Annotated in this window: 19 protein-coding genes; 11 read left to right on the forward strand and 8 right to left on the reverse strand. The window is 57.5% G+C overall.

Features of this window, described 5'->3' with window-relative positions; translation table 11 throughout:
• Positions 1–22 precede the first annotated feature (22 nt).
• The 3 genes from ACFO5Q_RS04835 (at position 23) to ACFO5Q_RS04845 (ending at position 2,908) form a co-directional block, all read left to right on the forward strand.
• Positions 23–823, forward strand: a complete 801-nt coding sequence (locus tag ACFO5Q_RS04835) for a type 2 periplasmic-binding domain-containing protein (RefSeq protein WP_068151413.1) — start codon at positions 23–25, stop codon at positions 821–823.
• 188 nt (positions 824–1,011) lie between these two features.
• Positions 1,012–1,446 carry a hypothetical protein gene (locus ACFO5Q_RS04840; RefSeq protein ID WP_068151415.1) on the forward strand — a complete coding sequence of 145 codons (435 nt, stop codon included), beginning with the start codon at positions 1,012–1,014 and terminating at the stop codon, positions 1,444–1,446.
• Positions 1,447–1,808: 362 nt separating this feature from the next.
• Positions 1,809–2,908, forward strand: a protein-coding gene (locus ACFO5Q_RS04845; protein ID WP_380084288.1) for an IS3 family transposase whose coding sequence is annotated in 2 segments (ribosomal slippage) — positions 1,809–2,058 and positions 2,058–2,908 — 1,101 coding nt in all. Because the reading frame shifts where the segments join, the coding sequence is not laid out codon by codon here.
• A 982-nt stretch (positions 2,909–3,890) separates the two neighbouring features.
• On the opposite strand, the gene ACFO5Q_RS04850 is transcribed toward ACFO5Q_RS04845, so the two are convergent.
• The gene (locus ACFO5Q_RS04850; protein WP_156432000.1) at positions 3,891–4,604 is read right to left on the reverse strand and encodes a helix-turn-helix domain-containing protein; all 714 of its coding nucleotides are present in this window, start codon (positions 4,602–4,604) and stop codon (positions 3,891–3,893) included.
• A gap of 355 nt (positions 4,605–4,959) precedes the next feature.
• Here ACFO5Q_RS04850 and ACFO5Q_RS04855 point away from each other — a divergent pair, with 355 nt between their 5' ends.
• The 4 genes from ACFO5Q_RS04855 to ACFO5Q_RS04870 all read left to right on the forward strand — a co-directional run bounded on the left by ACFO5Q_RS04855 (position 4,960) and on the right by ACFO5Q_RS04870 (position 8,058).
• Positions 4,960–5,988, forward strand: coding sequence for a YdaU family protein (locus ACFO5Q_RS04855; protein WP_068149890.1), 1,029 nt, complete (start codon positions 4,960–4,962; stop codon positions 5,986–5,988).
• Complete coding sequence (locus ACFO5Q_RS04860; protein ID WP_068149887.1) at positions 5,985–6,560, forward strand: hypothetical protein; 576 nt, start codon at positions 5,985–5,987, stop codon at positions 6,558–6,560. Before ACFO5Q_RS04855 ends, ACFO5Q_RS04860 begins: the two co-directional genes overlap by 4 nt.
• Before the next feature lie 115 nt (positions 6,561–6,675).
• Positions 6,676–7,431 (forward strand): hypothetical protein, encoded by a 756-nt coding sequence (locus tag ACFO5Q_RS04865; protein ID WP_068149883.1) that lies wholly within the window; start codon positions 6,676–6,678, stop codon positions 7,429–7,431.
• A gap of 69 nt (positions 7,432–7,500) precedes the next feature.
• Positions 7,501–8,058 carry a PAS domain-containing protein gene (locus ACFO5Q_RS04870; RefSeq protein ID WP_068149879.1) on the forward strand — a complete coding sequence of 186 codons (558 nt, stop codon included), beginning with the start codon at positions 7,501–7,503 and terminating at the stop codon, positions 8,056–8,058.
• 353 nt (positions 8,059–8,411) lie between these two features.
• Here ACFO5Q_RS04870 and ACFO5Q_RS04875 read toward each other — a convergent pair whose 3' ends face one another.
• The 5 genes from ACFO5Q_RS04875 to ACFO5Q_RS04895 all read right to left on the reverse strand — a co-directional run bounded on the left by ACFO5Q_RS04875 (position 8,412) and on the right by ACFO5Q_RS04895 (position 13,600).
• Positions 8,412–8,645, reverse strand: a complete 234-nt coding sequence (locus tag ACFO5Q_RS04875; protein ID WP_068149877.1) for a hypothetical protein — start codon at positions 8,643–8,645, stop codon at positions 8,412–8,414.
• A 201-nt stretch (positions 8,646–8,846) separates the two neighbouring features.
• Entirely contained in the window at positions 8,847–9,968 is a 1,122-nt protein-coding gene (locus tag ACFO5Q_RS04880; RefSeq protein ID WP_068149875.1) for a saccharopine dehydrogenase family protein, read from the reverse strand.
• Positions 9,961–10,614 (reverse strand): DUF4166 domain-containing protein, encoded by a 654-nt coding sequence (locus ACFO5Q_RS04885; protein ID WP_068149872.1) that lies wholly within the window; start codon positions 10,612–10,614, stop codon positions 9,961–9,963. Before ACFO5Q_RS04885 ends, ACFO5Q_RS04880 begins: the two co-directional genes overlap by 8 nt.
• Positions 10,611–11,075 (reverse strand): DUF2269 family protein, encoded by a 465-nt coding sequence (locus ACFO5Q_RS04890; protein ID WP_068149869.1) that lies wholly within the window; start codon positions 11,073–11,075, stop codon positions 10,611–10,613. The genes ACFO5Q_RS04885 and ACFO5Q_RS04890 overlap by 4 nt, the downstream gene beginning before the upstream one ends.
• Positions 11,076–11,170: 95 nt before the next feature.
• Entirely contained in the window at positions 11,171–13,600 is a 2,430-nt protein-coding gene (locus ACFO5Q_RS04895) for an FtsX-like permease family protein (RefSeq protein WP_068149866.1), read from the reverse strand.
• Between the two features lie 371 nt (positions 13,601–13,971).
• Between ACFO5Q_RS04895 and ACFO5Q_RS04900 the strand changes: the two genes are divergently transcribed.
• The 4 genes from ACFO5Q_RS04900 (at position 13,972) to ACFO5Q_RS04915 (ending at position 19,733) form a co-directional block, all read left to right on the forward strand.
• Positions 13,972–16,791 carry a hypothetical protein gene (locus tag ACFO5Q_RS04900; RefSeq protein WP_068149863.1) on the forward strand — a complete coding sequence of 940 codons (2,820 nt, stop codon included), beginning with the start codon at positions 13,972–13,974 and terminating at the stop codon, positions 16,789–16,791.
• Positions 16,792–16,938: 147 nt separating this feature from the next.
• Entirely contained in the window at positions 16,939–17,940 is a 1,002-nt protein-coding gene (locus ACFO5Q_RS04905) for a hypothetical protein (RefSeq protein WP_156431999.1), read from the forward strand.
• A 129-nt stretch (positions 17,941–18,069) separates the two neighbouring features.
• Positions 18,070–18,246: a hypothetical protein gene (locus ACFO5Q_RS04910; RefSeq protein ID WP_156431998.1), complete on the forward strand. Its 177-nt coding sequence runs from the start codon at positions 18,070–18,072 to the stop codon at positions 18,244–18,246.
• Positions 18,247–18,251: 5 nt separating this feature from the next.
• Positions 18,252–19,733 (forward strand): hypothetical protein, encoded by a 1,482-nt coding sequence (locus ACFO5Q_RS04915; RefSeq protein WP_068149857.1) that lies wholly within the window; start codon positions 18,252–18,254, stop codon positions 19,731–19,733.
• Positions 19,734–19,775: 42 nt separating this feature from the next.
• Here ACFO5Q_RS04915 and ACFO5Q_RS04920 read toward each other — a convergent pair whose 3' ends face one another.
• A complete protein-coding gene (locus ACFO5Q_RS04920; RefSeq protein ID WP_068149853.1) occupies positions 19,776–20,777 on the reverse strand; it encodes a hypothetical protein in 1,002 nt (333 codons plus the stop codon).
• Positions 20,778–21,047: 270 nt separating this feature from the next.
• Positions 21,048–21,674: a response regulator gene (locus ACFO5Q_RS04925; protein WP_068149849.1), complete on the reverse strand. Its 627-nt coding sequence runs from the start codon at positions 21,672–21,674 to the stop codon at positions 21,048–21,050.
• Positions 21,675–21,816 lie beyond the last annotated feature (142 nt).

The raw sequence follows: 21,816 nt of genomic DNA on the forward strand, positions 1-21,816 counted from the left end.
TGTGCGAAAGGGCTTGTTGCCAATGGTGCGCACCGCCGCATACAGTTTTGGAATCCTATGTCTGGCGATCTGCCAGACGTTTGGCGCCTGGGCAGAGGGCGGGTTGAGGCAACCCGCACACCCAGACGGCCAGGGCGATATATACGGCACCAGTTGGGGCATGACGCTCGCGCTCGACGGTTCTGGTTTTTATAACGAAGTGCTGGGCACCGTCCTTGATGCGATGGACAGCCCCAAGGCCTACCAGCCACTGCCCTATAAGCGCGCCAAAGTCAGTTTTCAGGATATCGCAGGCAGTTGTCTTTATCCCAGTGATATTGGTCATTTGGTAACCGGCAAAGAGATTGAGGGCCCGGACGGCTTCATCCAGACTGTCCCGCTTATATGGGTGGAAAGTCACATTTTCAGCCGCTACGGCGAAGCGCCGCTTGCCTCGCTTGAGGCGCTTGAAGGGCGCAAGATTGCCTATCCAAACGGCTCTGCCCTGCCCACGGTGCTGGAAGGCTATGGCGCCAGCTTTTTGCCAACCACCACGGAGACTGCGAAAGCCCGCATGTTGATTGCGGGCCGTGTGGACCATATGTCCGGGTCACTGCCGGACAATATCTTTGTTTTCAAGTCCCTGGGGCGCCCGCTGCCGCCCTATAACCCGGACCTTGCGCTGATCCGCGTCGGTGTTTCCGTGGTTTGCCACGACACGCCTGAAAACCGTGCCTTTGTTGGGGCATTCGACGGCGTCACTGCAAGGCTCGTGGGCTCCGGCGTCATGGCGGATGTCTTTGCCGGGGCAGGCGTGGATGTCAGGTTCATGCCGAAACCGTGAATGGCCGGTCCCGCGAAAGTGCTGCCAAGATTTCGCCTTCTTATGGTAATAGTGTGAAGCTGCTAGCGGGAAGGGACAACCATAGTATCGAGTGCCATAGCTGATATCCTTGCTGATATCTTTACTGAAATCTTTTCAGGCACCTTCCGCCATAGCTGAATTCTTTCTGCACATACGGAGAATGTGAAATGGCGACAATCAAGAATATTCTGACAGCTTGTGTCATGGGACTGACGGCCCTTTCGGTGGCTGCCCCTGCCTCTTTTGCCTTCGATCATCATGGCGATGAAAAGAAGCACGAAAAGAAGCACGAAAAAATGAAGGACAAGAAGAAGCACAAACACGAGAAAATGATGGACGACGAGGACATGGGTCCTGAAGCCGCTGAGATGAAAAAGCGCCATCATGAAGAATGGCAGGCCATGAAGATGCGGCACAAGGAATCCATGAAGGGCATGAAAGATATGTCCAAGGACGAAAAGAAGGAAATGAAAGCCGCCCAGAAAGCCGAAAAGAAAGAGATGAAAGAGCGTCACAAGGCTGAATGGAAGGCGCTTAAGGAATCCATGGGCAAGGGCGATGACGACGATGACGATGATCATGACGACGAAGACGACGGCTAAGCCCATATAGCCTGGCTGATTGAAGCGCCCCGTGGCCCATGACTGGCTGCGGGGCGTTTTCTATTTATCGCAAGGTGGGTGCATTCTGTCGCACGGCGGATGACCCGTGCGCGAAGCTGCAGTATCCAGAATGTACAAGCACCCGAGAAATGACAGCTTTCAGATTTGAGTGGTGTTCCGAGTAAAGGGTTCGTTCAAGAAAAACAAACGCGGCCCGAGTGACGACATCGAGCGATCGCAGCGTGTGGTTCCTGCCTAAGCTAAAAGATTTGAAAATCTGTTTCCTCCCTGGGTAATACCCCCAATAAATAGCGGTACTCAAAAGTAGAATTTTCTCGTAACCAGAACGCAGGAGATTTTACATGAAGACATCACGTTATTCGGACAGCCAGATCATCAATATCTTGAAGCAGGCGGCGGCTGGTACGCCGGTGCCTGAACTTTGCCGCGAGCATGGAATGAGCAGCGCCTGCTTTTATCGGTGGCGCGCAAAATACGGTGGCATGGATGCCTCGCTGATGAGCCGGATGAAAGAACTGGAGGCGGAGAATGCCCGGCTCAAGAAGATGTATGCCGATGTGCAGCTTCAGAACGATGTCATCAAGGAAGCCATGGCAAAAAAGTGGTGAAGCCGTCCCGACGTCGCGAGATGGCCAGAGTTGCTGTCTGCAAGGGTCGGCTGAGCATCAGGGCGGCGTGTAGCGCCTTTTCGATCAGCGAGACATGCTACCGGTATAAACCGAAGCTCTCGGATGAGAATGCCGAGATCGCTGACTGGCTTGTCGGCATCACCGGTCGTCAGCGCAACTGGGGTTTCAAGCTGTGCTTTCTGTATCTACGCAATGTGAAAGGCTATGGCTGGAACCACAAGCGTGTGTACCGGATCTACCGGGAACTGGAGCTGAACCTGCGGATCAAGCCGAGGAAGCGCCTGTATCGGGAAAAGCCTGAGCCACTTTCTGTGCCTGAGGCGATCAATGATGTCTGGAGTATGGATTTCATGCATGACCAGTTGTTGGATGGTCGCAGCTTCAGGGCCTTCAATGTGATTGACGACTATAATCGGGAAGCCTTGGGCATTGAGATCGACTTCTCCTTGCCTGCGGCGCGTGTCATCAGGGCCCTGGACCACATCATTGAATGGCGCGGAGCACCCCTGGCCATTCGCTGTGACAACGGTCCTGAGTATGTCGGTCACCAGTTGGCAGAGTGGGCATCAAAACGCGGGATCGCCTTACAGTTCATCCAGCCAGGCAAGCCTCAACAAAATGCCTACGTTGAGCGCTTCAACCGGACAGTTCGCCATGACTGGTTGAACCAATATATCTTCGAGACAATTGCGGAGGTGCAGGCTGCTGCCACAGACTGGCTCTGGACTTATAACAATGAGCGGCCCAATATGGCGCTCGGTGGCATCACGCCAAAACAAAAACTGGCCATGGGCATGCCCATGGCCGCTTAAAGTATTCTACTTTTGAAGCCCTCTATTATTGGGGGTATTACCCCTGATCATGGCGCCAATTTGGCGCCATGATTTATTTAGGGCTGGTATTGTTTCCGGAAGGAAACGGAAGGCTGCTGGGCCGCTAGGGCCTCACAGCCTTCCTGTGTGTCAGCCAAGTTGATGGGGGTAACCGGGCTGGCACATCTTTATCTTATAGCTCGCGACAGCCCGTTTGTATCGAATTTCGTGCAGGGATCACTGATTAGTGACACGCGCCAAAGTTGATATTTTACAGTCAATGAAGAGGAGGTGGCCGGAACGCAGGGCTTGGATGGGTGTTCTGCGCTCCGGCCATCGGTCAGTACCCGAGGCAATATCGAAGGGCTGGTCCTTTTGCTGCGTCCAAGGGGTGGGAGGATATATGCAGCAAATTGAATCGTAGCGCCTTCGGGTGCGGCTAAGGGGGAAGCCGCTGCCTGACCGGCAAGTGTCTGATGCTATAACGAGCGGGCACGGATTTTTGGGAATGCGGGAGCTGATTTTATTTGCCGGAGGGGCAGGAGGCGGGTCGCATCGGCATCTCCGCCCACCACGCCCGGGGGCAGCGCGGACAGGCGGGGGAGATGCCTTGCAGTAAAACCCCATAGCCGGCTTGAGCGCGCGGCCCGTTCGGGGGCAACTGCCGATAAGCACAGTAGGCGATGCACAGGCCCTGGGGCCGAATGGCAACCGCGGGTGGCGCATTTGGGGGGGAGGAGGTGCGCGCCAGGTCCGGGGATTTGTGACGATGCCCATTTGGCCCACGGTGGCCCTGGTATGGATATCGGTTCACTCGTCCACCGCATTTATCGGTGTTGGTGCAATTAAGTTACGAATATCGTAATTATATGTCAATGCTAAAATTACAAAATACGAAATTCTGGCGCAGATGATCAGAATGCGTCCTGTCCGGGGCGGAGCTGGGCGCACGGGAAAGCTGACATCCAAAGGAGAAGGGTGGTCAGGAGGCCTTCGGTGGCGAGCGGCGCTGGTGAACCCACATGACAGCGGCCAGCACATCTGTGATGCGCACGATCTCCTGGCCGGCGCCTACCATATCGCCGCCTGGCATCAGGTCTGACAGCAGGCTGAAGCGCCAACTGGCGAAATCGGGATTGGGCGTGTCCGGTAGTGGCACCAGCCAGTCTTCGCCGCTCTCGGTCTTGGTATACTGCCTGAGCGCCCTGCGCCCTGCGCCCAGGTCCAGCAACAGCAGCGCACCCGGCGCCACCGGCGCATAGTGCCGTTTGGGATCGGCGGCAATCACCAGGCTCCCTGCGGGGATTTCACGCGCCATTGAAGTGTCGCCCATCACATAACAATAGAGGCCTTCCGGTGTGCCTGCGTCAGGCGGCAGGGGAACGCTCGAGAAAGTCATGTCATCGGGCAGGGGGGCGACGGTGCCTGTTCCTGTCAGGCTGCCAAGAAGCGGCAACCGGCCATCATTGCCGTCGTCAACCACGGTAGGTTCGCCCGCTTTCAGGCTTTCCAGAAGCGATGGTGCATTCATGCCCAGCAGCTGGCTGAGCGGTAGGATCTCGTGCGCCTGCACCCCGCGTGCGCCCTTGAGAATATCGGTCACCCGCGGCGCAGGCACCCCAAGGGCCTCCGCAGCATCCTTCAGCTTATACCCCCGGTCTTTGAGGGCGGCTCGTATCCAGTCTTGTTTTGGCATGTCAAGAACAATATTACGAATTTTGTAAAAAATGTCACGTGTTTTTTGCGATGCTGGCTTGCTAAAAATTACGAAGATCGTAATTATAGGCTCATGAATGAGTCGATATACATAAGAAGAGGCGCGTCTCACCGGCTGGGTCCGGCCAGACGCCGTCAGCAAACGGTCAGACGCTGTCAGCAAACGGAAAGAGGCCTTCCGCAACGGAATGGTCGCTGTGAAGTGTCGGTGGGCGACCTGCGCGGGCAGGAAAAGCCGAAGGGTCCAGTCACCTGCTTCATGGTGGTTCAGGAGGCAGCTGCCATCCTGGGCATCCTTGTGTGCCCATTTTTCCTGTCCCTTTGGGGAGGGCTCAGTGGCTGAATTTCCTGCCCTTCCCATTTTCACAGATGCCTATCTGGCCGATACGCGCCATCTGACAGCAGAAGAACACGGCGCTTACCTTCTTTTGCTGATGTGCGCATGGCGGACACGCGGCTGTGCCCTGAAGGATGATGACCGGTTTCTGGCGCGCACCGTTGGCGTGACGCTGCCGCGCTGGCGGCGGATCAGGCCCGTGCTCAAAGACTTCTTCACGGTTGAGGGTGGCCTCTGGCGTCAAAAGAAGCTGACGGAGGTTTATAAAGGGGTGGAAACCCGGGTGGCCCGGAACCGGGCGAACGGTGCAAAGGGGGGACGCGCGAAGGCAGCCCGTGCCAAGCCCGAGAAAGCCGCTAGCGACCGCCAGCCTGTCGCTAAAGCGAACAAGCTACCAACCAAAACCAGAATCCAAACACCAAAACAAAAGGCAGAAGAGGCCCAGGGTGCAGGTATCGCGGCAGATATCCCTGCAGATATTCCAGTGGCCGAAGTCGCTGCCGCCGCCGGGCTTGATAGTCTGGCTTTGGATGGGAGCGAACTGGTCAAATGGCTGTCGGCGGGGGCTGACCTTGGGCAGGATATCCTGCCAACGATTGAGCGCCTCTATAAAAGGCAAATGGCCCGTTCCGGCAGTGCGCCGGCGTCGCTGGCTTACTATGGCGCGGCCATTCTGGAAGCGCGCGACAAGCGGCTGAAGGCCCGAAAGGCTGGCGACGCCCATAATGAAGCCTTTCCCCCAACGCCGCCTAAAAGGCATTTCGATGCCTCATTGCCCGCAGACTGGCGTCTGTTCCTGGGGGACGCATCCAGCCGGTTCCGCGGTGACTATCTTGCGCGTCACTGGCGCATCGGGCCGGACCATCCGGTGTTTCTGCCCAGCGGGCTTGGGTGCGATCCGACCCTCAGGCCCAACCCATTGATTCCAAAAGAAATCGTTTCCGAATATGGCACGCGGTGGGGATGGGTGCTTCCATCCCCTGCGCAGGCTGGAAAAAAGACATCGTCACCACAGGAGGATATATGACCATGAAAACAAGGCCGCACCATTTGAAACCGGCCATCGCGCAGCGGTCACTGCGGGCTGCAGCCCTTGAGGTTTATGAAGAAGCGGTCTGTGCCTGTGCTGGTGCCAGTGCCAGCGTCGTGGCGGCACCCAAGCGTGAGGATATCTCCCCAAGGCTTGAGTTGCGCTTTGTTTCTGCCTGCTGGACGCTGCGCAGACTGCCGGACCGCGAAGCAGGCTTCCTGCGCATGCGTGGCGCCTTGTGGCCGGAGGCTGCAGCGGAACCCGGCACATATGCCCGTGAAAGTCTGACCAGTTTTCAGGCCCGCAGGCGCGTGCGGATCACCTCCATCGAGATTGACCAGATGCAGCCGACGCTGGACCTGCTTCTCTTGTTACCGGACATCGAAGACAGGCGGCTTCTTTTTTGGGCGGCCTGGCATCAGGATGGGGAGCGCAGTGCGCGCATCCCCTGGGCCAAGGTGCGGCGCAGCCTTGACGTGTCATGGTCGCGCTGGACGCTGAAACGTCGCTATGAGGCAGCGCTATTGTGGCTCGCGGGGCTCGTGGAATTGCAGGGGAGGCGGCGCTGACGAATGCTCCAGTGCTCGGTCTCCAAATAGGCCGTAGCGTCACCCCGCCTTGCTGTGTATAGTGTGGCCTTCATGTGGTTGCGGGTACTGGATTCATTTCAAACCGGTAGAAAATATGCTGAAGATTCTCATTTTCTCGGCCTTTCTTTTTAGTTCTTTTGCGGCCGCAATTGCACAGCAACCCGCCGCTGAGGGTGGTGGGTCTTCAGTTCCTGAACTGAAGGATCTGAAGCTGCAGCGCAGCGCCTATCCGGCGACCTTGTCGGCCGACTGCGATTATGTTGACGAACAATATACCATGTCCTGCAGCTTTTTTATCAGCCGGGTAGCCGTCCAGAAAAGCGACAAGCGTGTCAACGACATGCTACTCAGGATGTATAAGGATCGCACCCAGGAAGAATGGCAGGACCACCCCATTTGTGTCGCACCGGAAGTGAAGGATATCGAGCGCCATGTCAGGGTGCTGAAGTTTCAGAAGAAGATCAGCAGCACGGAAGAGCAGATGATCCGCAGGCAGGCGAAGCCAGCCATCAAATTCTGCGCGGATCCTACGCTTGACAACTATAAGGCTTACCTCGATGCGCTCGCGAACGAGATGAGCTGCAATATCACCACGACTGTGGAGCGCGCGACCATGCGCTATGATGCCGAGCGCCAGTCCTGGAGCGGCATCTATGAGCCAAAAAGCAAGCAGAAGCCGCTTACCGAATATGTGGTCAAGCTGGATTCGGTTACCGGGCAGGTGGGGCAACGGCTTATTTTTATGGTCGATCAGATCCTTCGGCCGCGCGGTGAAGGCAGGCCGCAGAGACTTAGCTACAGGGCCAAACGGTCTGACGAAAAATATTATTGCGGCTACGTGGACTGGTAAAAACGCCATTTGGCGCTGAATTCTTCGTTTCTTCACCAGTTTTTAACCCTCCATGCGAACAGTGAAGGCATGGACATACCTTCATCTCATAACGCTGCCGGGCAGTTTGAAGTCATGCTGGCCTACTGGCTTCGCCTCAAGGAAGAGGCGGGCGGTGTGCCGAAGCGCTCGAGTCTCAACCCTGTGCTGATCCGGGATATCCTGCCGCATGTCTTTCTGATCGAACAACAGGGGCCGGAGAACCTCCTTGTTCGACTGTCGGGCACGGCATTGGACGCGATTTCCCCCATGCCGATGACGGGTGCCAATTATCTGGACTTATGTCCCCCGGAGACGCGGTCATTCGTTTGGGACACCGCTGCGGCGGTTGTCAATCATCCCTGTGGACATCGGTTCAAGCGGGAAGCAACCTTCCAGAACGGCAAAGCACATGAGATCACCACACTGTCGCTACCGATGGTATCTGAAGACGGTGATTGCCGGTATATGGTGGGGGTATCAGCCAGTAAAACAGACCTGATGCCAGCCAACCTTCAGCCTGGGCGGTACGTGTCTGTCAAGATATTGCACAGCGAATTTGTCGATGTCGGCTTTGGTGTTCCTGTTGACGTGGCCGTGCCATCATAGCTCTATAGCTGCGATGCCCGGCTAAGCGGCACCAAGGCTCCAGACAAAAGCGCCACCGATTAGCGTGAAAAATGTGATCACCCCGACCAGTACCAAAAAGCCATGCGCCGGTCGCGCATTTGTGCAAGAGTGTTTCATGATGCTCTCCCAAGCCCAACTGACAGCACAGTACAAAAAAAAATCGATCAGGAAAAGACCCTGATATTAGTCGTCAAAAGTGTCGCCGTCTGAAATTTTAATGGCAGAATAAGTGGTTGTCGGAAATGCATTGCTTTCTGTCCGCCTTCTGTACGTCAATGTTTTAAGAAAAAGCTTGAATTTTAACAAAAAAACACTTGCGCCGACCCCGCTTGCTATTGCAGGGTAGGGATAGCCATAGTGACCGAATGTAGCTGGCCTCCAGGATCCTGAACCTGGGGCCAGCTTTTTCTTTTTCCGGTCAAACCAACGCTGATTTTCAAGCCAACGCTGTTTTTTGAACTTGTGCTGATTTTCAAGCCAACGCTGATTTTCAAGCTGATGCCGTTTTCAGGGTGATCCTGATTTCCGCCAAGTAGGGTGGTTACAACGCGCGCGACCCGCAGCACCTTACGTCCCGCTGAATCTATCAAGGGACTCAGGTAATCAAATACGTAATATGTCCCCGATATGTCCCCGGGATTGGCCCGAAATTGGCGCGGGATTGGCCCGGAAATAACAGACCGCGAAGGCAATCGGCCGTGTGTTCAGCCCTCAGGCAGGCTTGAGGGCCGCACTCATATGCAGGATTTCGCCTAGATGTAGGGCGCTCAAATCCCCGTCCAATTCCAGTTGATATCCATATCGGAAAGCGCGCTTTGGTACTCATCAAGGGTGATCAGCCCCATGCAGGCCGTTGCGCCGGTTGGCATGGCCGTGCTTGCGGTGAAGCGGTTCGCGAGCCGGTTCGCCAGAATGATGGCGGGCATGCAGGGGATGAAGGGGCCATCGCCCGACCGAGCCGTCAGGTCAAACCGCAGTTCTTTTGCCTGCCCATCCTCGGCCTTGCCCCGCGCCCGCAGGTAAAAGGCGCTGGTGTCAGTCCCGAGCATGTCAAACAGGAAGGATGCCCTCAAAAGCGTGCCGGCCCACGGCCGCAGGCTGCGCACCAGTCGCGCGCGCACCAGCCACGAAAGCCCCCAAAGCCCGATATGCAGGAACGGCAGCTCAAGCCCGGCGTAAAAGCGCTGGGTCTTCAGGCCCGGATAGCGCGTGGGGAACAGGCTGAGGTCAGGGATGTCGCAGTTGGAAAGATAGCGCGTCCCCACACCCGGGAAGCTGTGGGCATGCAGGCCCTGCCAGCCGTAGGCGGGTTTCATCTTACCGCCCTCAAGCCGGCCAAACGCCTTGCCAGTATAGCCCAATATAGCGGCGGTGGTGGCAAGCCCGCGCGTGGTGGCCTGGGCGGTGGTGATGCCGTAATCGATATGCTCAAGGCGCTCAAATTCTGGCATGCAGACGTCCATAACGGCGGATGAAAGTGCGGGTACCGAACTCGCTCCGCTGATCAAACTTACGCCCGCAGCCTTCGCCTCCGCGTCCAGCGCATCGATACCGCTTACAAACTCGCGTCCGTCGGCCAGATCAATATAGTGGCAACCGGCGCGGATGCAGGCGCGCGCCACGTCATATCCCTGTCCCTGAAAGGGGCCGGACGTGTGGATGACAATGTCCGGCTTCAGCGCCTCAAGCGCCGTGTCCAGATCTTCCGTGATATCCAGCCGCACGCCCTCAGCGCTGCCCTTTGCTTCAATCGCTTTCGCCATGAAGCGCGCCTTGGCTTCATGCCTGCCCGCAATGATCAAGTGCAGCGCCGGGTTTTCACCCAGCCTTTTTGCGATGAAGCGGCCAAAATTGCCGTAGCCGCCAATGATCAGCACGCGCTTAGCCATGGTCTGTGTCGTCCTCAAGTGGGGGAATGGCGCTGGTGTCGAAGCTGCCGCGATACTCGTAAACCTGTCCGAAAAGCGGGTGGTTGATATGCACGCACATATCGAACCGGTCGTCGCCCGTGATCCATTCCTCGGCCTCCACGCTGCCGATAAGCCAGCCAAGTGGCAGCGGGATATGGCGCCCGAACGCACACAGGGCATAGCCGTCATGGTGCAGCTTCACCCGGCCGCCCTCAAACGCGAAACGCACGCGCCAGCCAAGGCGGAATTTCATTTCCTCCACCAATCGGCTTCCCCCTGTTGGCACCATGCGCGAATGGAAGCGCCAGGGCTTCCCGCCCGGCAGGTGAAACAGCCGGTTGAAATGGAAGGCGCGGCTTGTGGCCTCGCTTTCGAAATCCACGGTTACGGGGATGTCTGTTGCGTTCACCAGCGGGATGCCGCCCATCAATCGCGACAGTGGCGCGAACAGGCGCAGTAGGGGGGAGGTGGTCACGCTCATGCTGCCGCTCACCCGGAAGCGCTCCTGGCTATAGGGTCGGTTCCTATAATGCTTTTTGAAGGGCGGTGGCAGCGCGTGCCACGCCGCGCCAAAGATGGCCTTAAATGTCGGTGCGTGGGGCGATATGGGTTTCAGCTCTGTCATAGCGCTTTGGCTACCATCAGATAGAAGACCAGCACAAGGCCGATGAAGGCTGGCCAGCCCAGGATGAACCAAAGGCGGAACAAGGTGTGATAGCGCTCGGGCGGGGGCGCGCCAGTTTGGGCAGCCAGTTGCAGCATGCGCTTCAGCCTGATCTGAATCCAAACCACCGGCAGCCAGCAAGCGCCCGCAAGGATATAAAGGCCGTAGGTGGCCATAAGCCAGGGCGCGTTCCAATCATATCCGCCGTTCACAACCAGCCAGGCGCCCGTGACGGGCTGCAGGATCACCGCGGGCAGGGTGAAAACCATGTCCGCCAGCACGGTGTTTCGGGCGGCATAAAGCTTCTGCTGGATGTCATCTGTGAAGTGGCTGCGCACCATAAAGAAGGCGATGCCAAGTCCGGTGCCGAACAGCACCGTGGCGCTCAGGATATGCAGGGTCTTGACCAGTGTGTAATCCATCTCAGGGCCACCCTACGCCCACGTGCGGTGCCGCCCAACCGCATTCGGCATGGCGCGTCGAAATGGCACAGAGTGAGGCCGCCGCTTCAGCACCGTCATTCGTGATAGAGCACGCTGGCGGGCCGAAGCTTCAGCACCCGTCGCACATGGCCCATCAGCATCAGCGCAGACACCAGCATGATCCCCGCCAGTACCAGCGGATAATAACCCATGGGCAGGACGGCCTGTTCCGCATGGTTTTCAAGATAGCGCATCATCAGCCACCATGTGGGCACAAGCGACAGCACCCCGCCGATGGCTACAGGCAGCAGCATTTTCCTCAGGAACAGCTGGCTTACGTCTCGCTTGCCGGCGCCCAGAACGCGCCGAAGCGCAATCTCCCGCGCCTTGGTGGCGGTATAGTGGCTGGCCATGCCGTAAAGCCCCGCAAGGCACAACAGCAGGCAGAAAGCGGCCATGGCAAGCACGGCGCTGGCCATGTTTTCCGTTTTGCGGTAGCGGTTCGCGATGGCGTCAGAGAACCAGTGCATGGTGGCTTCTTCCTCGAAATCCGGGAAGTGCTTCAGCCACAGGTCCTTCACTGCCTGCTTCAGCGCCGGGTCGTCCCGGTCTGCCAGAACCACGAACTGGGTGTACCAGCTGCCGAACAGCTCTGTCATGCCGTAAACCACCGGCATCTTGTGGCGGTATCCGCTGTCCTTGAGGTCGGGGATCACCGCCATGATGCGGTAGTCTGTTGTCTGGTCCGGGTCGCCATTCCTGCCCTTGTAAATACTGGTCAGTGTCTGGTTCAGCGCGGCCTCCGGGCTTTCGAACCCATAGGCCTTCACGCTGGCTTCCGGCAGCGCGACAACATTCTTGAGGCCTGTGAAATCCTCGTCCACCACTGCGATGGGGGTGATGTCGAAGCTTTCGAAATAGCTTGGCCCCACATCATTCATCACAGACTGCACAGGCCCGTCCATGCCTTCCGCCTTCAGGTTGAACATCATCAGGTTGCCGTCGAACGGCGGGGTGTGAATTTCATTGACCGTTTTCACGCCGGGAAGTGAGGCAAGCTCCTTGCGGAAGTCGTTCTTGAAGCGGGCGGACTGGCTCTCGTCAAACGGGGCGGGCACGATCATCACGCCGGTCACCCGCATGCCGCGGTCCAGTGTCAGATAATGGTCAAACTGGTGGTAAATCTGCCCGGCGGCGATCAGCGTGCCCACAAGCGCCAGCGCCTGAAGCCCCACAAGCACGCTCTTGATCCAGCCGCGCCCGCCGGTGACGGCGCGCTGGCTGTTGTGCAACAGTGTCTGCGGTTTCATCCGGCTCAGCTGCGCGATCATGGCGGCGGCGGTCAGCAGCGCGACCACAAGCGCGGCCAGGCTGCCTGAGGCCAACAGCGGTGCGCGGCCGGGCCCAAATATTGTCACCCCACCGTTCAGCAGCATGTCGGCAGACGTGGCCAGGTCAGCCGCGATCAGGATACCAAGGCCGTATGCGGCCAGCGCCACCACGCCTGCTTCCACAAGGAATACGCCCATCAGGTGCGCGCGGCTGGCGCCCGCAATGCGCCGGATGGCCACCTCGCGCCCACGCCCCAAATTCAGCGACGTGAACATATGCACGAAGTTGAAGCAGGCGGTAACCAGAAGCACCGCCGACATGATCAGCACAATCCGGCTCATGCGCGTGGATGTGGCGGGCTTCATGTCATTGTAGGCTTTTGAAAAATATTGCGCCCCGATCAGCGGGCTGGCGTTCATCTTGAAGGTGATGTTGCCGTGGGGCGGGCGCATGGTCGCGATATGGGTGGCGATATGGTCGGAAATCGCCGCGCCGTCCGCGCCCGGTGCGGCCCGGACATAGGTATAGGCCTCCGCCCCGGTGCCAAGCCCGCCGCCCTGCTTCATGCGTTCCTCGTTCCAGGGGATCAGAAGGTCAAGCTTGAACTGGCTGTTGGGCGGCAGGCGCTTCAGCACCGCACCCACCTTATAGTCAAACGACTGCTCCTTGAATGTGAGCGTCACGGTCTGGCCCATGGCGTCACCGCCGAACAGTTTTTCCGCCTGCCCGGCGGACAGCACAAGGCCCGATGGGTCGCTGAGCGCTTGCGCCAGGTCACCAGCCAGAACCGGGAAGGCCAACAGGTCCGCCATGTTGGGTTCCGCCATCATGGCGTCTGCCTCGAATGTGTCGCCTCGCCCGGTGGTGATCTCTGCCTGCAGGGGGTAAAGCCGTGTGGCGGCTTCAATGCCGGGCGTGTTTTCCTGCACCAGGGGGGCAACGCCCAACCCTGAGGCGGCGGATAATGAGAACACGCCTTCCTTGCCGTTCATCAGCCACTGTTCATTCACCCGGTACAGCCGCTCCGCGCCCGGGAGCCAGGCGTCAGAGCGCATGCCGTCATAGATATAGAGCGCGGCGGTGATTGTGACCGCGAAAGCGCCCGCCAGCCCCAGCACAGCAATCAATACACCCACAAGGTGCCGCCGCCACAGGCGCATGCTTGCCTTGAAAAAGCTGAATGATTTTTTCAACGGTAACTCCCCCATCCCGTCCCCGATACGCGAACTTTAGATATAAAGTAACATTTTTGGCAACAGGAAAATACAACCATTGGCCGGTGCCGGCACACCAATGACGCTCGACTTTTTGGGCATTTTGTGCTAGTAAAAATGGTAATATAACAACCCAGGAACAGCTTGGTGCGCCGCCTTTGTTTGGGCGCCAGCCAGGCCGTTGGGGGCGGGTTTCACATAGGGTTTTGGCGGGGGCTTTTGGCGTTCCGCCGTCTCTTGCAGTTCCGTTTTGCCGGGTTCCGGCACCTGCCATTCAATAGAGGTAATGCGTTCAAATGGCCGCCCGCCTATGGGCGGCCTCGCCGTGCAATCATCCAGGAGCTGAAATCATGACCCCGCCAGATGAACAAGGAACCGCCCCCGCCGCCGCACCAACTGAGGTCTGGCAGAAATCATACGGCAACCCCTGGCTGATCGCGGGCAAGCTGGCCCCCGCTGTGGGCGTGGCGGCCGAACCGCTGTTTGACGTGGTCAAGGCTGTCTCCTCCGGCGTTACTGCCATCTCTGGCGACGCGGCGGCCATCAAGGCCAAGCTTGAAGCCACCATTGGCTCTGAACTCACAGACAAGGCAGAGCAGGAATTCGCAAAACCGCTGGCGGATATCCAGAACATCACAGACAAGTTCAAGCCCGTGCGCGTGGTGGCGGAAGGCAGCCTTGAAGCACGCACGTTCGAATGGAATGTGGGGAACTTTTCAAAAGAGCTGCCGGCTACTGTCAAGCTCGCCACCTTCGCGCTGGACATGAGCGCCTCGGCCAGCATGGCCTTTGTGGTTGACGCCGCAGACACACCCGCGGCACCCGATAGCATCCCCGGCACCAGCTTCCACCTGACAGCACAGGGCCGTATCGGCGTGGGCGCGGAAGCGCAGGCCAGTTTTTCGGTCTTCAGCCTTGGGGCGTCGGCCAAGTTTTCCTACATGGAATCGGTTGATTTCGGCTTCAAGGTGGATGCCGCCAATGACGCGGCGGTGCCCATGCTTTTGGCCATGACGGCGGGGCTGACCCAGATCGGCTTCGATGTGACCGACTTTGAGGCCACGCGCAGCGCCATAGGGCTTTCTGACGGCTATGTGTCGCTTGAGACCATCACGCTTGAGCGTGGTGTCGATATGTCTGCGGCGGGCAACATTGCGGCCACCATTCCCTTTAAAGTGGGCAATGTGAAGTTCGGCATCAGCGCCAGCCTGGTGAATGCCAAGCAGGTTACCCTGGGTGTGACGCGCGAAGGTGCCTCGCTGATCGTGGAGCTGAATTCGGAAGAAAGCAGCGTCAAGACAGCAGGCTTCACCTTCGGCCTGTCTGTGGGTATTGCCGCGCTTGGCCAGGGTGTGTTGACGGAAATCCGCAACGGTCTTGGCGATGTGGGCAAGGGCCTGGACGAGGTTGAGGCTGTGGTCAACAAGGGGCTCGCCCTTGAAGACAAGCTCAATACCCTTCTGCCCGGCCAATATATTGAAAAGACCATCCTGGCCAAGCTGGCGGCGGACACGGATTTCAACACGCTTCTGGGCAAGCTTCTGGGCAAGCCCGAGGGCTGGACCGTGAGCGACATCGGCACCGACATCGGCACTTTCATCGGCGACAAGGCCGATGACGTGCTCGGGCTTTTCAAGAGCACGCCGCTTGGCCAGAACAAGGACCTGGCAGCCCTTGCAGAGCAGATCAAGACAGAGCTGGTCTCCCGCGCGGGGACGGAAATCAACGACCAGCTATCAAAGGTGGACACTGCGGTCACCGAAGCGCAGCAGGAGCTGATCTCCAAGGTGACTGGCGCCCTCAATAGCCTGGACACCAAGGTGCAGGCGGAAATCGCCAAGCTGCTGCATTTGAAGGACATCAACAATTTCGCCGACAAGGTTCTGGGCGTGATTGAAGATATCCGCGGCCAGCTGCAGAAGGTGACGGACTATATCTCTGACGATTCTTCCGAGCTGCTGGCCATCTCCATCGCGCGGCAGACAGAGAACAAGTCGCTCGTGACCGGGCTTGGCAAGTTCCAGTTCAGTCCCACGGCGGCAGACGGCACCAATACGCTTGCGGGCGCGGCGGTGGAATATAATGCGCTTCTGGCCCGGCCGCACGCCACGGTCCGTGGCTGGCTGAACCCAAGCATGGCCACGCTGCCAGACGGGGTGACCTTCCTTGAAGGGTCGCTCAAAGGCCTGTGGCAGCACACCCGCACAGACACGGCGGCCATTGGTTTCCTGAATATGGATTTCAACAGCGCGCTCACCGCCCAGTCGGGTGTTTCCGTGGTGCGCCTGCCGTCCGGTATCCAGATGGTGGCCACAGCCGATGTCACGCGGGTGAAGAAAAGTTGGTGGGGTACCCGCACTTTCGATATCAGCGCGGCGTCCACTTACGCGATGGACCGCGCGGCAGATGAAAACACTGACGGTATGAAGTTCACTCTGACCTCCATGGAGGGCGGCGACGCGGAGAAGGGTGAGATCACGGCGGCAGAGATGCAAAGCTATCTGACCCGTCTTGTGGGCATCAAGCTTGTCCCTCAGGATCGCGCGCAAGCCATGATTGATTACGGCAAGGCGAATGGCCCAGGCGAGGAGTTCGAGGTGCTGCTGTCGTTCGATCAATCCAGCGCGGATGCCTTCTGCACGGCCATGAACGCCCAGTATGCAGTCGCTGTGGACTGCGCGGCCAAGGCGCTGCTGGCGAACCATAAATATCTGCGCGCCTACATGGGCCAGTTGTTCGGGGCCGATTGGGAAACCGCGCTGCAGCCAGAGCAGCAGGTGAACAAGTTCCTGAACGCCGGCTTCTTCCAGATTCAGGATATGGCCAATGATATCTCCGCCAGCCCCGCGAACGCCGCGCAGGTGGTCAAGACCTTCCAGAACCTGCAGGAGATGCCCGGCAAGCTGGCGAACGCCTTCGGCGCCCTGGGCCAGATCGTGACCACCAAAGGCCTGACGAAGGACCAGCTGGCGGCCAAGGTCGCGCTTTATACCAAAGGCCTGACGCCCTGGAACAACCCAACCTACGGCGGCAATTATGTCGCGAGCGACGTGACAGTGTCTTTCTTTGATGCGCTGATCCGTTTTGCAAGCGCCGCCCCCGGCGTGGAACTGCCGGTGTCGGTGCTGAAATACCGCCAGCAGGCAGGCGGCCCGGTTCAGTTCTTCTAAGGGAAACATGCCAGAGCATATCGGGAGGCAGGCGGGTTTCCGTCTGCCTTTCGTTTAGAAGCCCGCCCCTGACGCGTTTTTGACTTGAGCGCATCCCGCATTTCGGCTTTAGTCCGCCAAAACCCGACAAAAAGATTAGGGATGATTATGCGAGGACTATTGATCGCGCTGGCATTTGTACTGGCGCCAGTTGCGCACGCGTCTCAGGCGCCTGCGGAGGACGGTTATTACCTTCACTGGAACCGTGACCACACCGAGCGCGCCCCCCGCCCCGTCTATCCGCTGACGGATGAGGAAGCGCGGGTGATGGACAGCTATTTCCTTGATTATGAAAACGGCTACCTTGAAAAGGTAACCTTCTTTCACGGCGGCAAACCCAGCCCGCATGGCGACTATGGCGCCCATGCCTTGGTGCGGCGTAAAACGGATACGCTGATTACCGAATGGTTCGAAAACGCAGCGGGTGAGCGCGTGGTGAATTCAAACGGCGTTTGGGAAGTGCGCTATGTATGCACGGGCCATGGCTATTGGACCACCAAGATCACGCTGGGGCCGGACGGCCAGCCGGTGAACGTGGGCGGCTATGCCAAGCTGATGGTCACGCGGGACCGCAAAGGTCGTCGGGTGCATGAGATCCGCTTCGATGCGGCTGGCGAGCAGGTTGCGGAACATAACGGTTTTCCCATGGCCTTCTTCGCCTTCGACGGCAATGACTTCGCCACCTACCGCCAGAACCAGGCGCCGGATGGCACGCTGATGAACGGCGAAAACGGCTTTGCCGAGGTGCGCTTCCATTTTGACGCGCAGGGCAACTTCCTGTCTGAGCAGGTGTTTGACGCAGATGGCAAGCCGAAGAATTTCCCCTCTGGCTTTGCAGATATCCGCTACAGCAATTTTGACCGTTTCGGCCGCCCGCACCGGGTGGACGTGAAAACGGAAACCGGCGAACCGTTCGGTGACATGCCAGTGATTGAACGCAGCTACCTGCCATCTGGCCAGCGCGCCGGGCAGCGCTACTTCAAGCTGGACGGCACACCGGGTATGGACGGCAGTGGTGCGCATGAAGTGCGGTTCATTTATGACGACACGGGCAAGCGCACCGGCATCAAGCGGTTTGACGTGAGTGGGGCTGAGATCAAGGCTGAATAGTGCGGATGTTTGGGCTCTGGTAGCTCTTGGCTAAAAATTACGAAAATCGTAAAAAATAGCTTGCACCCTATTCGGCGTTTCGCTATAGTCATTGGCTGGGTGTGTGGGCTTGCGCTGGCGTGGCATTTCATGGGCGCGGATATTCTGGCGTGGCTTCGCCTTGCCTTCTTTCCCGACATGCCCGCCCCGCCCACGCTTTCGGGGTCAGAGACGTTGGTGACGGTGCTTCTGTCCATGCTGGGGCTTGGCGGCTTGCGCACGGTTGAAAAGCTGAAGGGCGTCAGCCGCGAGAAGTGGCGTGGGTAAAGAAGATGATCAGGATTAGCGGTTCTGTTGGCCGAGGCGGCAAGAATAGTGTGCCTGATGTGACGCTTGTGCAGGCAGCGCTCACGGTTTCGAGTGGCACAGATTTTAACGGCAAGATTGGGGTGCGTCAGAATGATCAGTTCTTTCGCGCTCTGGCGCGATTTCTGGCGAAGCATGCTCCGGAGGAGGGAAGCTTGCTCCTCCCCAATGGCAAGGGCATTGTTGCGCTGAATAATGCGCTACCAGACCGTTTCAAGGCGCTGAAAGTATGGCGATCAAGCAATATTGCTTATCTGGATAACACGGCAGCAAAGGTGCTTACCTGGAAGGAGGGCCAACACCCCCTGCCGCACAAGCAGACGGCAGACCTGCTGCGAAGTATCAATAGGTGGGATTTCGCGCGCAAATTCGGGCTGGATATTGCGGATGTGGATACGACACCTGATGGCAGCTTTCGGGTGCGCCTTGCGTTCACCCGGGGTCAGTTCCTTGATCCGGACACCGGGCGTCTGGTGAATATGACGCCAGCCATACAGAAACGGACGATTGAGAATCTCCTTGTTCAGGAATGGAAGGCTTCATCCCGGACTGCATTGGTGTTTGTCACACGTGCAACATGGCCAATCTTGGCCCGGTCCAGGGAAGCAATACAGGAAGAGTTGGAATTGGTGGGGCTAAAAAGGCGGCCATCGAACCGGGTGTTAAAGCAGTGTAGTAATGCCTTATCGGCAGCAGCCTTTCATGAAACCCTGGATGTCGAGACACGCAAGACCCTGACTCAATGTTTTGGTGCCGAGGGGCGGCAGATTGAGGCCAAAATTCTCGCCCGGGAAGGAGCGTGTCAAAACCTGAAGAGCAGTTGGCGTAGCTTGATGGCGCGGCATGTGAATCGTTTGGAGGCGCTGATTTCCATAGCGCAGCAGTTTAACGAAGCCTATTGGGAAAAAGCGGGGCTGTCCCTGACGGCCCGTCAGCTCGATGCCCGGAATTTGGTCCAGGCCGCCGGAAACGTACCTGCCGGGGACCTCGCCAAATTCTTTAGCGATATTAAGAACGGCAAGGGCGCTAATGAAGCTGCACTTGACCTTTTGGGGTCAAGGGACGGTTTGGGGGTAGTCGCTGAGGCTGCCGAAGAGGTTGGTGCAAAAACCACTGCGCGGCTGGCCCGCATTCTTGATGTGGCGAAGCTGGCCAAAGATACGAATGAAGTTTTCTGGCGGAGCGTTGAGGTTACCAAGCTTCGGGTTGCCGATATCCCGAGACTGGAGGAGGAAAAGCTACGGCTCTGGATCGCATTCTATAATGCCTTCGCCGACTTTGACGCAGAGGTGAAAGAAACACGGACCTTGCTGCTGGGCTTTCGGGCAAACGGCTGCAAAACACCGCCCGAGGCAGCGACATTGCCCGACGTTTGGAGGCAGGTTCTCTTGAAGGAATATTATTTCGCGCGCTTTGAATATCTGAAGGAAGAGGCGCAGCAGCATTGAAACTGCCGCCCGCCTATTGGCAGTACCTCATGGGCTAATTTCCTACCGGAAGCTCTCGGCTGTCAGGAAAGGACAGCGATAGAGATTGATGTCCTGGCGCGGCAGGTCTCCTGCCAGGACCGGTGTGTCATCAGCCATATATTTGAGCTTCACCACCTGCCGCATCCAGAAGCCCAACTTGTCGCTGATCTTTTCAAAGTCTGCTTCCGGGTAGGCTTCACCCCACTGTGCCATACGGTACAGGGTGATATATTGAAGCTCGTCAAGCGCTTTCTGGTTGGGGTGGGTGTCGTTCTGTTTCAAAAGGCAATAAAGAAGGTCCCGCCGCTTTACGCCTTCTTGGCCTTGCAGCAGGACCAAAGCCTTTTGGGCGCGTAGCAATTCTTCCTCGCGACTGGTGTTGAGCGGCCCCTCTTTGGCTCGCGCGTCGCGATAGGATGGGTCTAGCATCCAGGCGATTGCTGTCTCTGCATACGAAACGTCGCTTGAGCGGAGCGCCACCTTCAGCAGCCATTCGAGCGCATAGGTTTTGCCAAGCGGATGCGGGATGCGCCCGGCACGCAGGCTTTCCGCAACCTTGCGACCTTCTTCCGGCCCCTTCATGAAAATTTCTACCAGCGTGTCGGCGCTGCCTTCGGCGAGACGTGCTTTCATGTCATCTTGCGCCATGATTTTCTCAATGGCGGCCTTCAGCCCTTCCGGCTCATAGAGTTCGTGCGGAAGCAGTTGCACAGGGCCGAGTATCGGTGGGTCGATTGTCTTGATATGGTCGCCGCCCAATTCCCAGGACTTGGAAATGATCAATTTGTCGCCTTGTGGGCCTGCGGGGTTGGTTGCTTCCACACGGCGACTGTTCTCTATCAATGTTTCCATCAATTCGAAGTCAGGCATCGCCTGAATGTGCTCGATCAACATTTTATAAAGTGAAGGCCCAGCCTGATAGGCGCCCCAAACTTCCGGGGGCTGATTTTCCGGCGTGTCCGCGACAGCGGTGCTGCAAAAGCAAAAAGCCCCAAGGATCAGTCCTATCAATTTCGCTCGCACGTGATTCCCCCTAACTGCGACCAACGCGCTGCTACGCTATCAATCTTTGAGGGAAATTAACAACAAGAAAGTGAACATACCATGAACAGATTCGAGGAAAAGAACGGGGTGGGGTGGCCGTCAAGACCAGAGGACGCCAATCACTCTAAATACGGGTTAATCCCCACCCGGCAGGCTGTGGTGATATTTTTATTATGGTTGTAAAAGTACCACCAAAGATATGAACAAAGCCTTAGCGAGAATGCTTAATATTCGTTAACCCTGCGGTGGTTAGAAGTTTTTCAGAATGATCAATTTTTTCTGCAGAGCCTGCCGTGTGTGTTCAAAGGCAATGTGCAGGTCGAAATACAGCTCGTTCAGCCCTTCAGAAGCTCGCCATACTCCCGGAAAGGTATCCCAGTTAACGACCTCCATCTCGTCATAGATGGCGTCATATTGGTCACTGATATCCACATCCGCTTCTTCGCCCGTCAAGTGGCGCTTCACCAACACTTCAAGGCTTACCCTATCCACCGGTTTCTTGATACAGTCGGTCATGCCTGCACCAAGATAAACGCTGTTTTCTGGGCCTGACATTTTGGTGGTGACCGCGATGATCGGCAGCGGAGATCTGTTGGCTTCAGACTCAAGCGCACGCAGCCGTTTCGTGGCCTCGACGCCGTTCATCTTTGGCATCATGATATCCATGAAAACCATGTCGTACCGGCCAGCTTCAAAGGCCGTGACAGCCTCTTCGCCGTTCATGACATGGTCATAGGTGATGCCCATTTCATCAAGGGCACGGCCCAGGATCTTTGCCATAACTGGCATATCATCCACAACAAGGGCATGGCGAGTTACTGAGGCTTCCTGGCTGGAAGGGCGGCTTTTTTCAGGCATCAGCGCGGTATCACGCATTTTGAAATTGCTCCTGCAAATTCACGTCTCTGGTTACTTAAAACATTGCCTGAATTTGCGGCAGCGGTTCTGCCTTTTCTTTGCCTGGCATTTTTATGCCGAACATTCCTAACCAAAAAGTTAACGGTACAATTTTAGCGAT

Source organism: Kordiimonas lipolytica (genome assembly GCF_042651265.1).
In the GTDB taxonomy this organism is placed as follows: domain Bacteria; phylum Pseudomonadota; class Alphaproteobacteria; order Sphingomonadales; family Kordiimonadaceae; genus Kordiimonas; species Kordiimonas lipolytica.

What these genes read in the sequence shown, in the direction of transcription:
- ACFO5Q_RS04850 (WP_156432000.1), bottom strand. Translation starts at nt 4,604, where the DNA reads ATGCCAAAACAAGACTGGATACGAGCCGCCCTCAAAGACCGGGGGTAT.
- ACFO5Q_RS04885 (WP_068149872.1), bottom strand. Translation starts at nt 10,614, where the DNA reads ATGACAGAGCTGAAACCCATATCGCCCCACGCACCGACATTTAAGGCC.
- ACFO5Q_RS04915 (WP_068149857.1), top strand. Translation starts at nt 18,252, where the DNA reads ATGATCAGGATTAGCGGTTCTGTTGGCCGAGGCGGCAAGAATAGTGTG.
- ACFO5Q_RS04835 (WP_068151413.1), top strand. Translation starts at nt 23, where the DNA reads ATGGTGCGCACCGCCGCATACAGTTTTGGAATCCTATGTCTGGCGATC.
- ACFO5Q_RS04880 (WP_068149875.1), bottom strand. Translation starts at nt 9,968, where the DNA reads ATGGCTAAGCGCGTGCTGATCATTGGCGGCTACGGCAATTTTGGCCGC.
- ACFO5Q_RS04865 (WP_068149883.1), top strand. Translation starts at nt 6,676, where the DNA reads ATGCTGAAGATTCTCATTTTCTCGGCCTTTCTTTTTAGTTCTTTTGCG.
- ACFO5Q_RS04870 (WP_068149879.1), top strand. Translation starts at nt 7,501, where the DNA reads ATGGACATACCTTCATCTCATAACGCTGCCGGGCAGTTTGAAGTCATG.
- ACFO5Q_RS04890 (WP_068149869.1), bottom strand. Translation starts at nt 11,075, where the DNA reads ATGGATTACACACTGGTCAAGACCCTGCATATCCTGAGCGCCACGGTG.
- ACFO5Q_RS04910 (WP_156431998.1), top strand. Translation starts at nt 18,070, where the DNA reads ATGGGCGCGGATATTCTGGCGTGGCTTCGCCTTGCCTTCTTTCCCGAC.
- ACFO5Q_RS04905 (WP_156431999.1), top strand. Translation starts at nt 16,939, where the DNA reads ATGCGAGGACTATTGATCGCGCTGGCATTTGTACTGGCGCCAGTTGCG.
- ACFO5Q_RS04925 (WP_068149849.1), bottom strand. Translation starts at nt 21,674, where the DNA reads ATGCGTGATACCGCGCTGATGCCTGAAAAAAGCCGCCCTTCCAGCCAG.
- ACFO5Q_RS04860 (WP_068149887.1), top strand. Translation starts at nt 5,985, where the DNA reads ATGACCATGAAAACAAGGCCGCACCATTTGAAACCGGCCATCGCGCAG.
- ACFO5Q_RS04900 (WP_068149863.1), top strand. Translation starts at nt 13,972, where the DNA reads ATGACCCCGCCAGATGAACAAGGAACCGCCCCCGCCGCCGCACCAACT.
- ACFO5Q_RS04840 (WP_068151415.1), top strand. Translation starts at nt 1,012, where the DNA reads ATGGCGACAATCAAGAATATTCTGACAGCTTGTGTCATGGGACTGACG.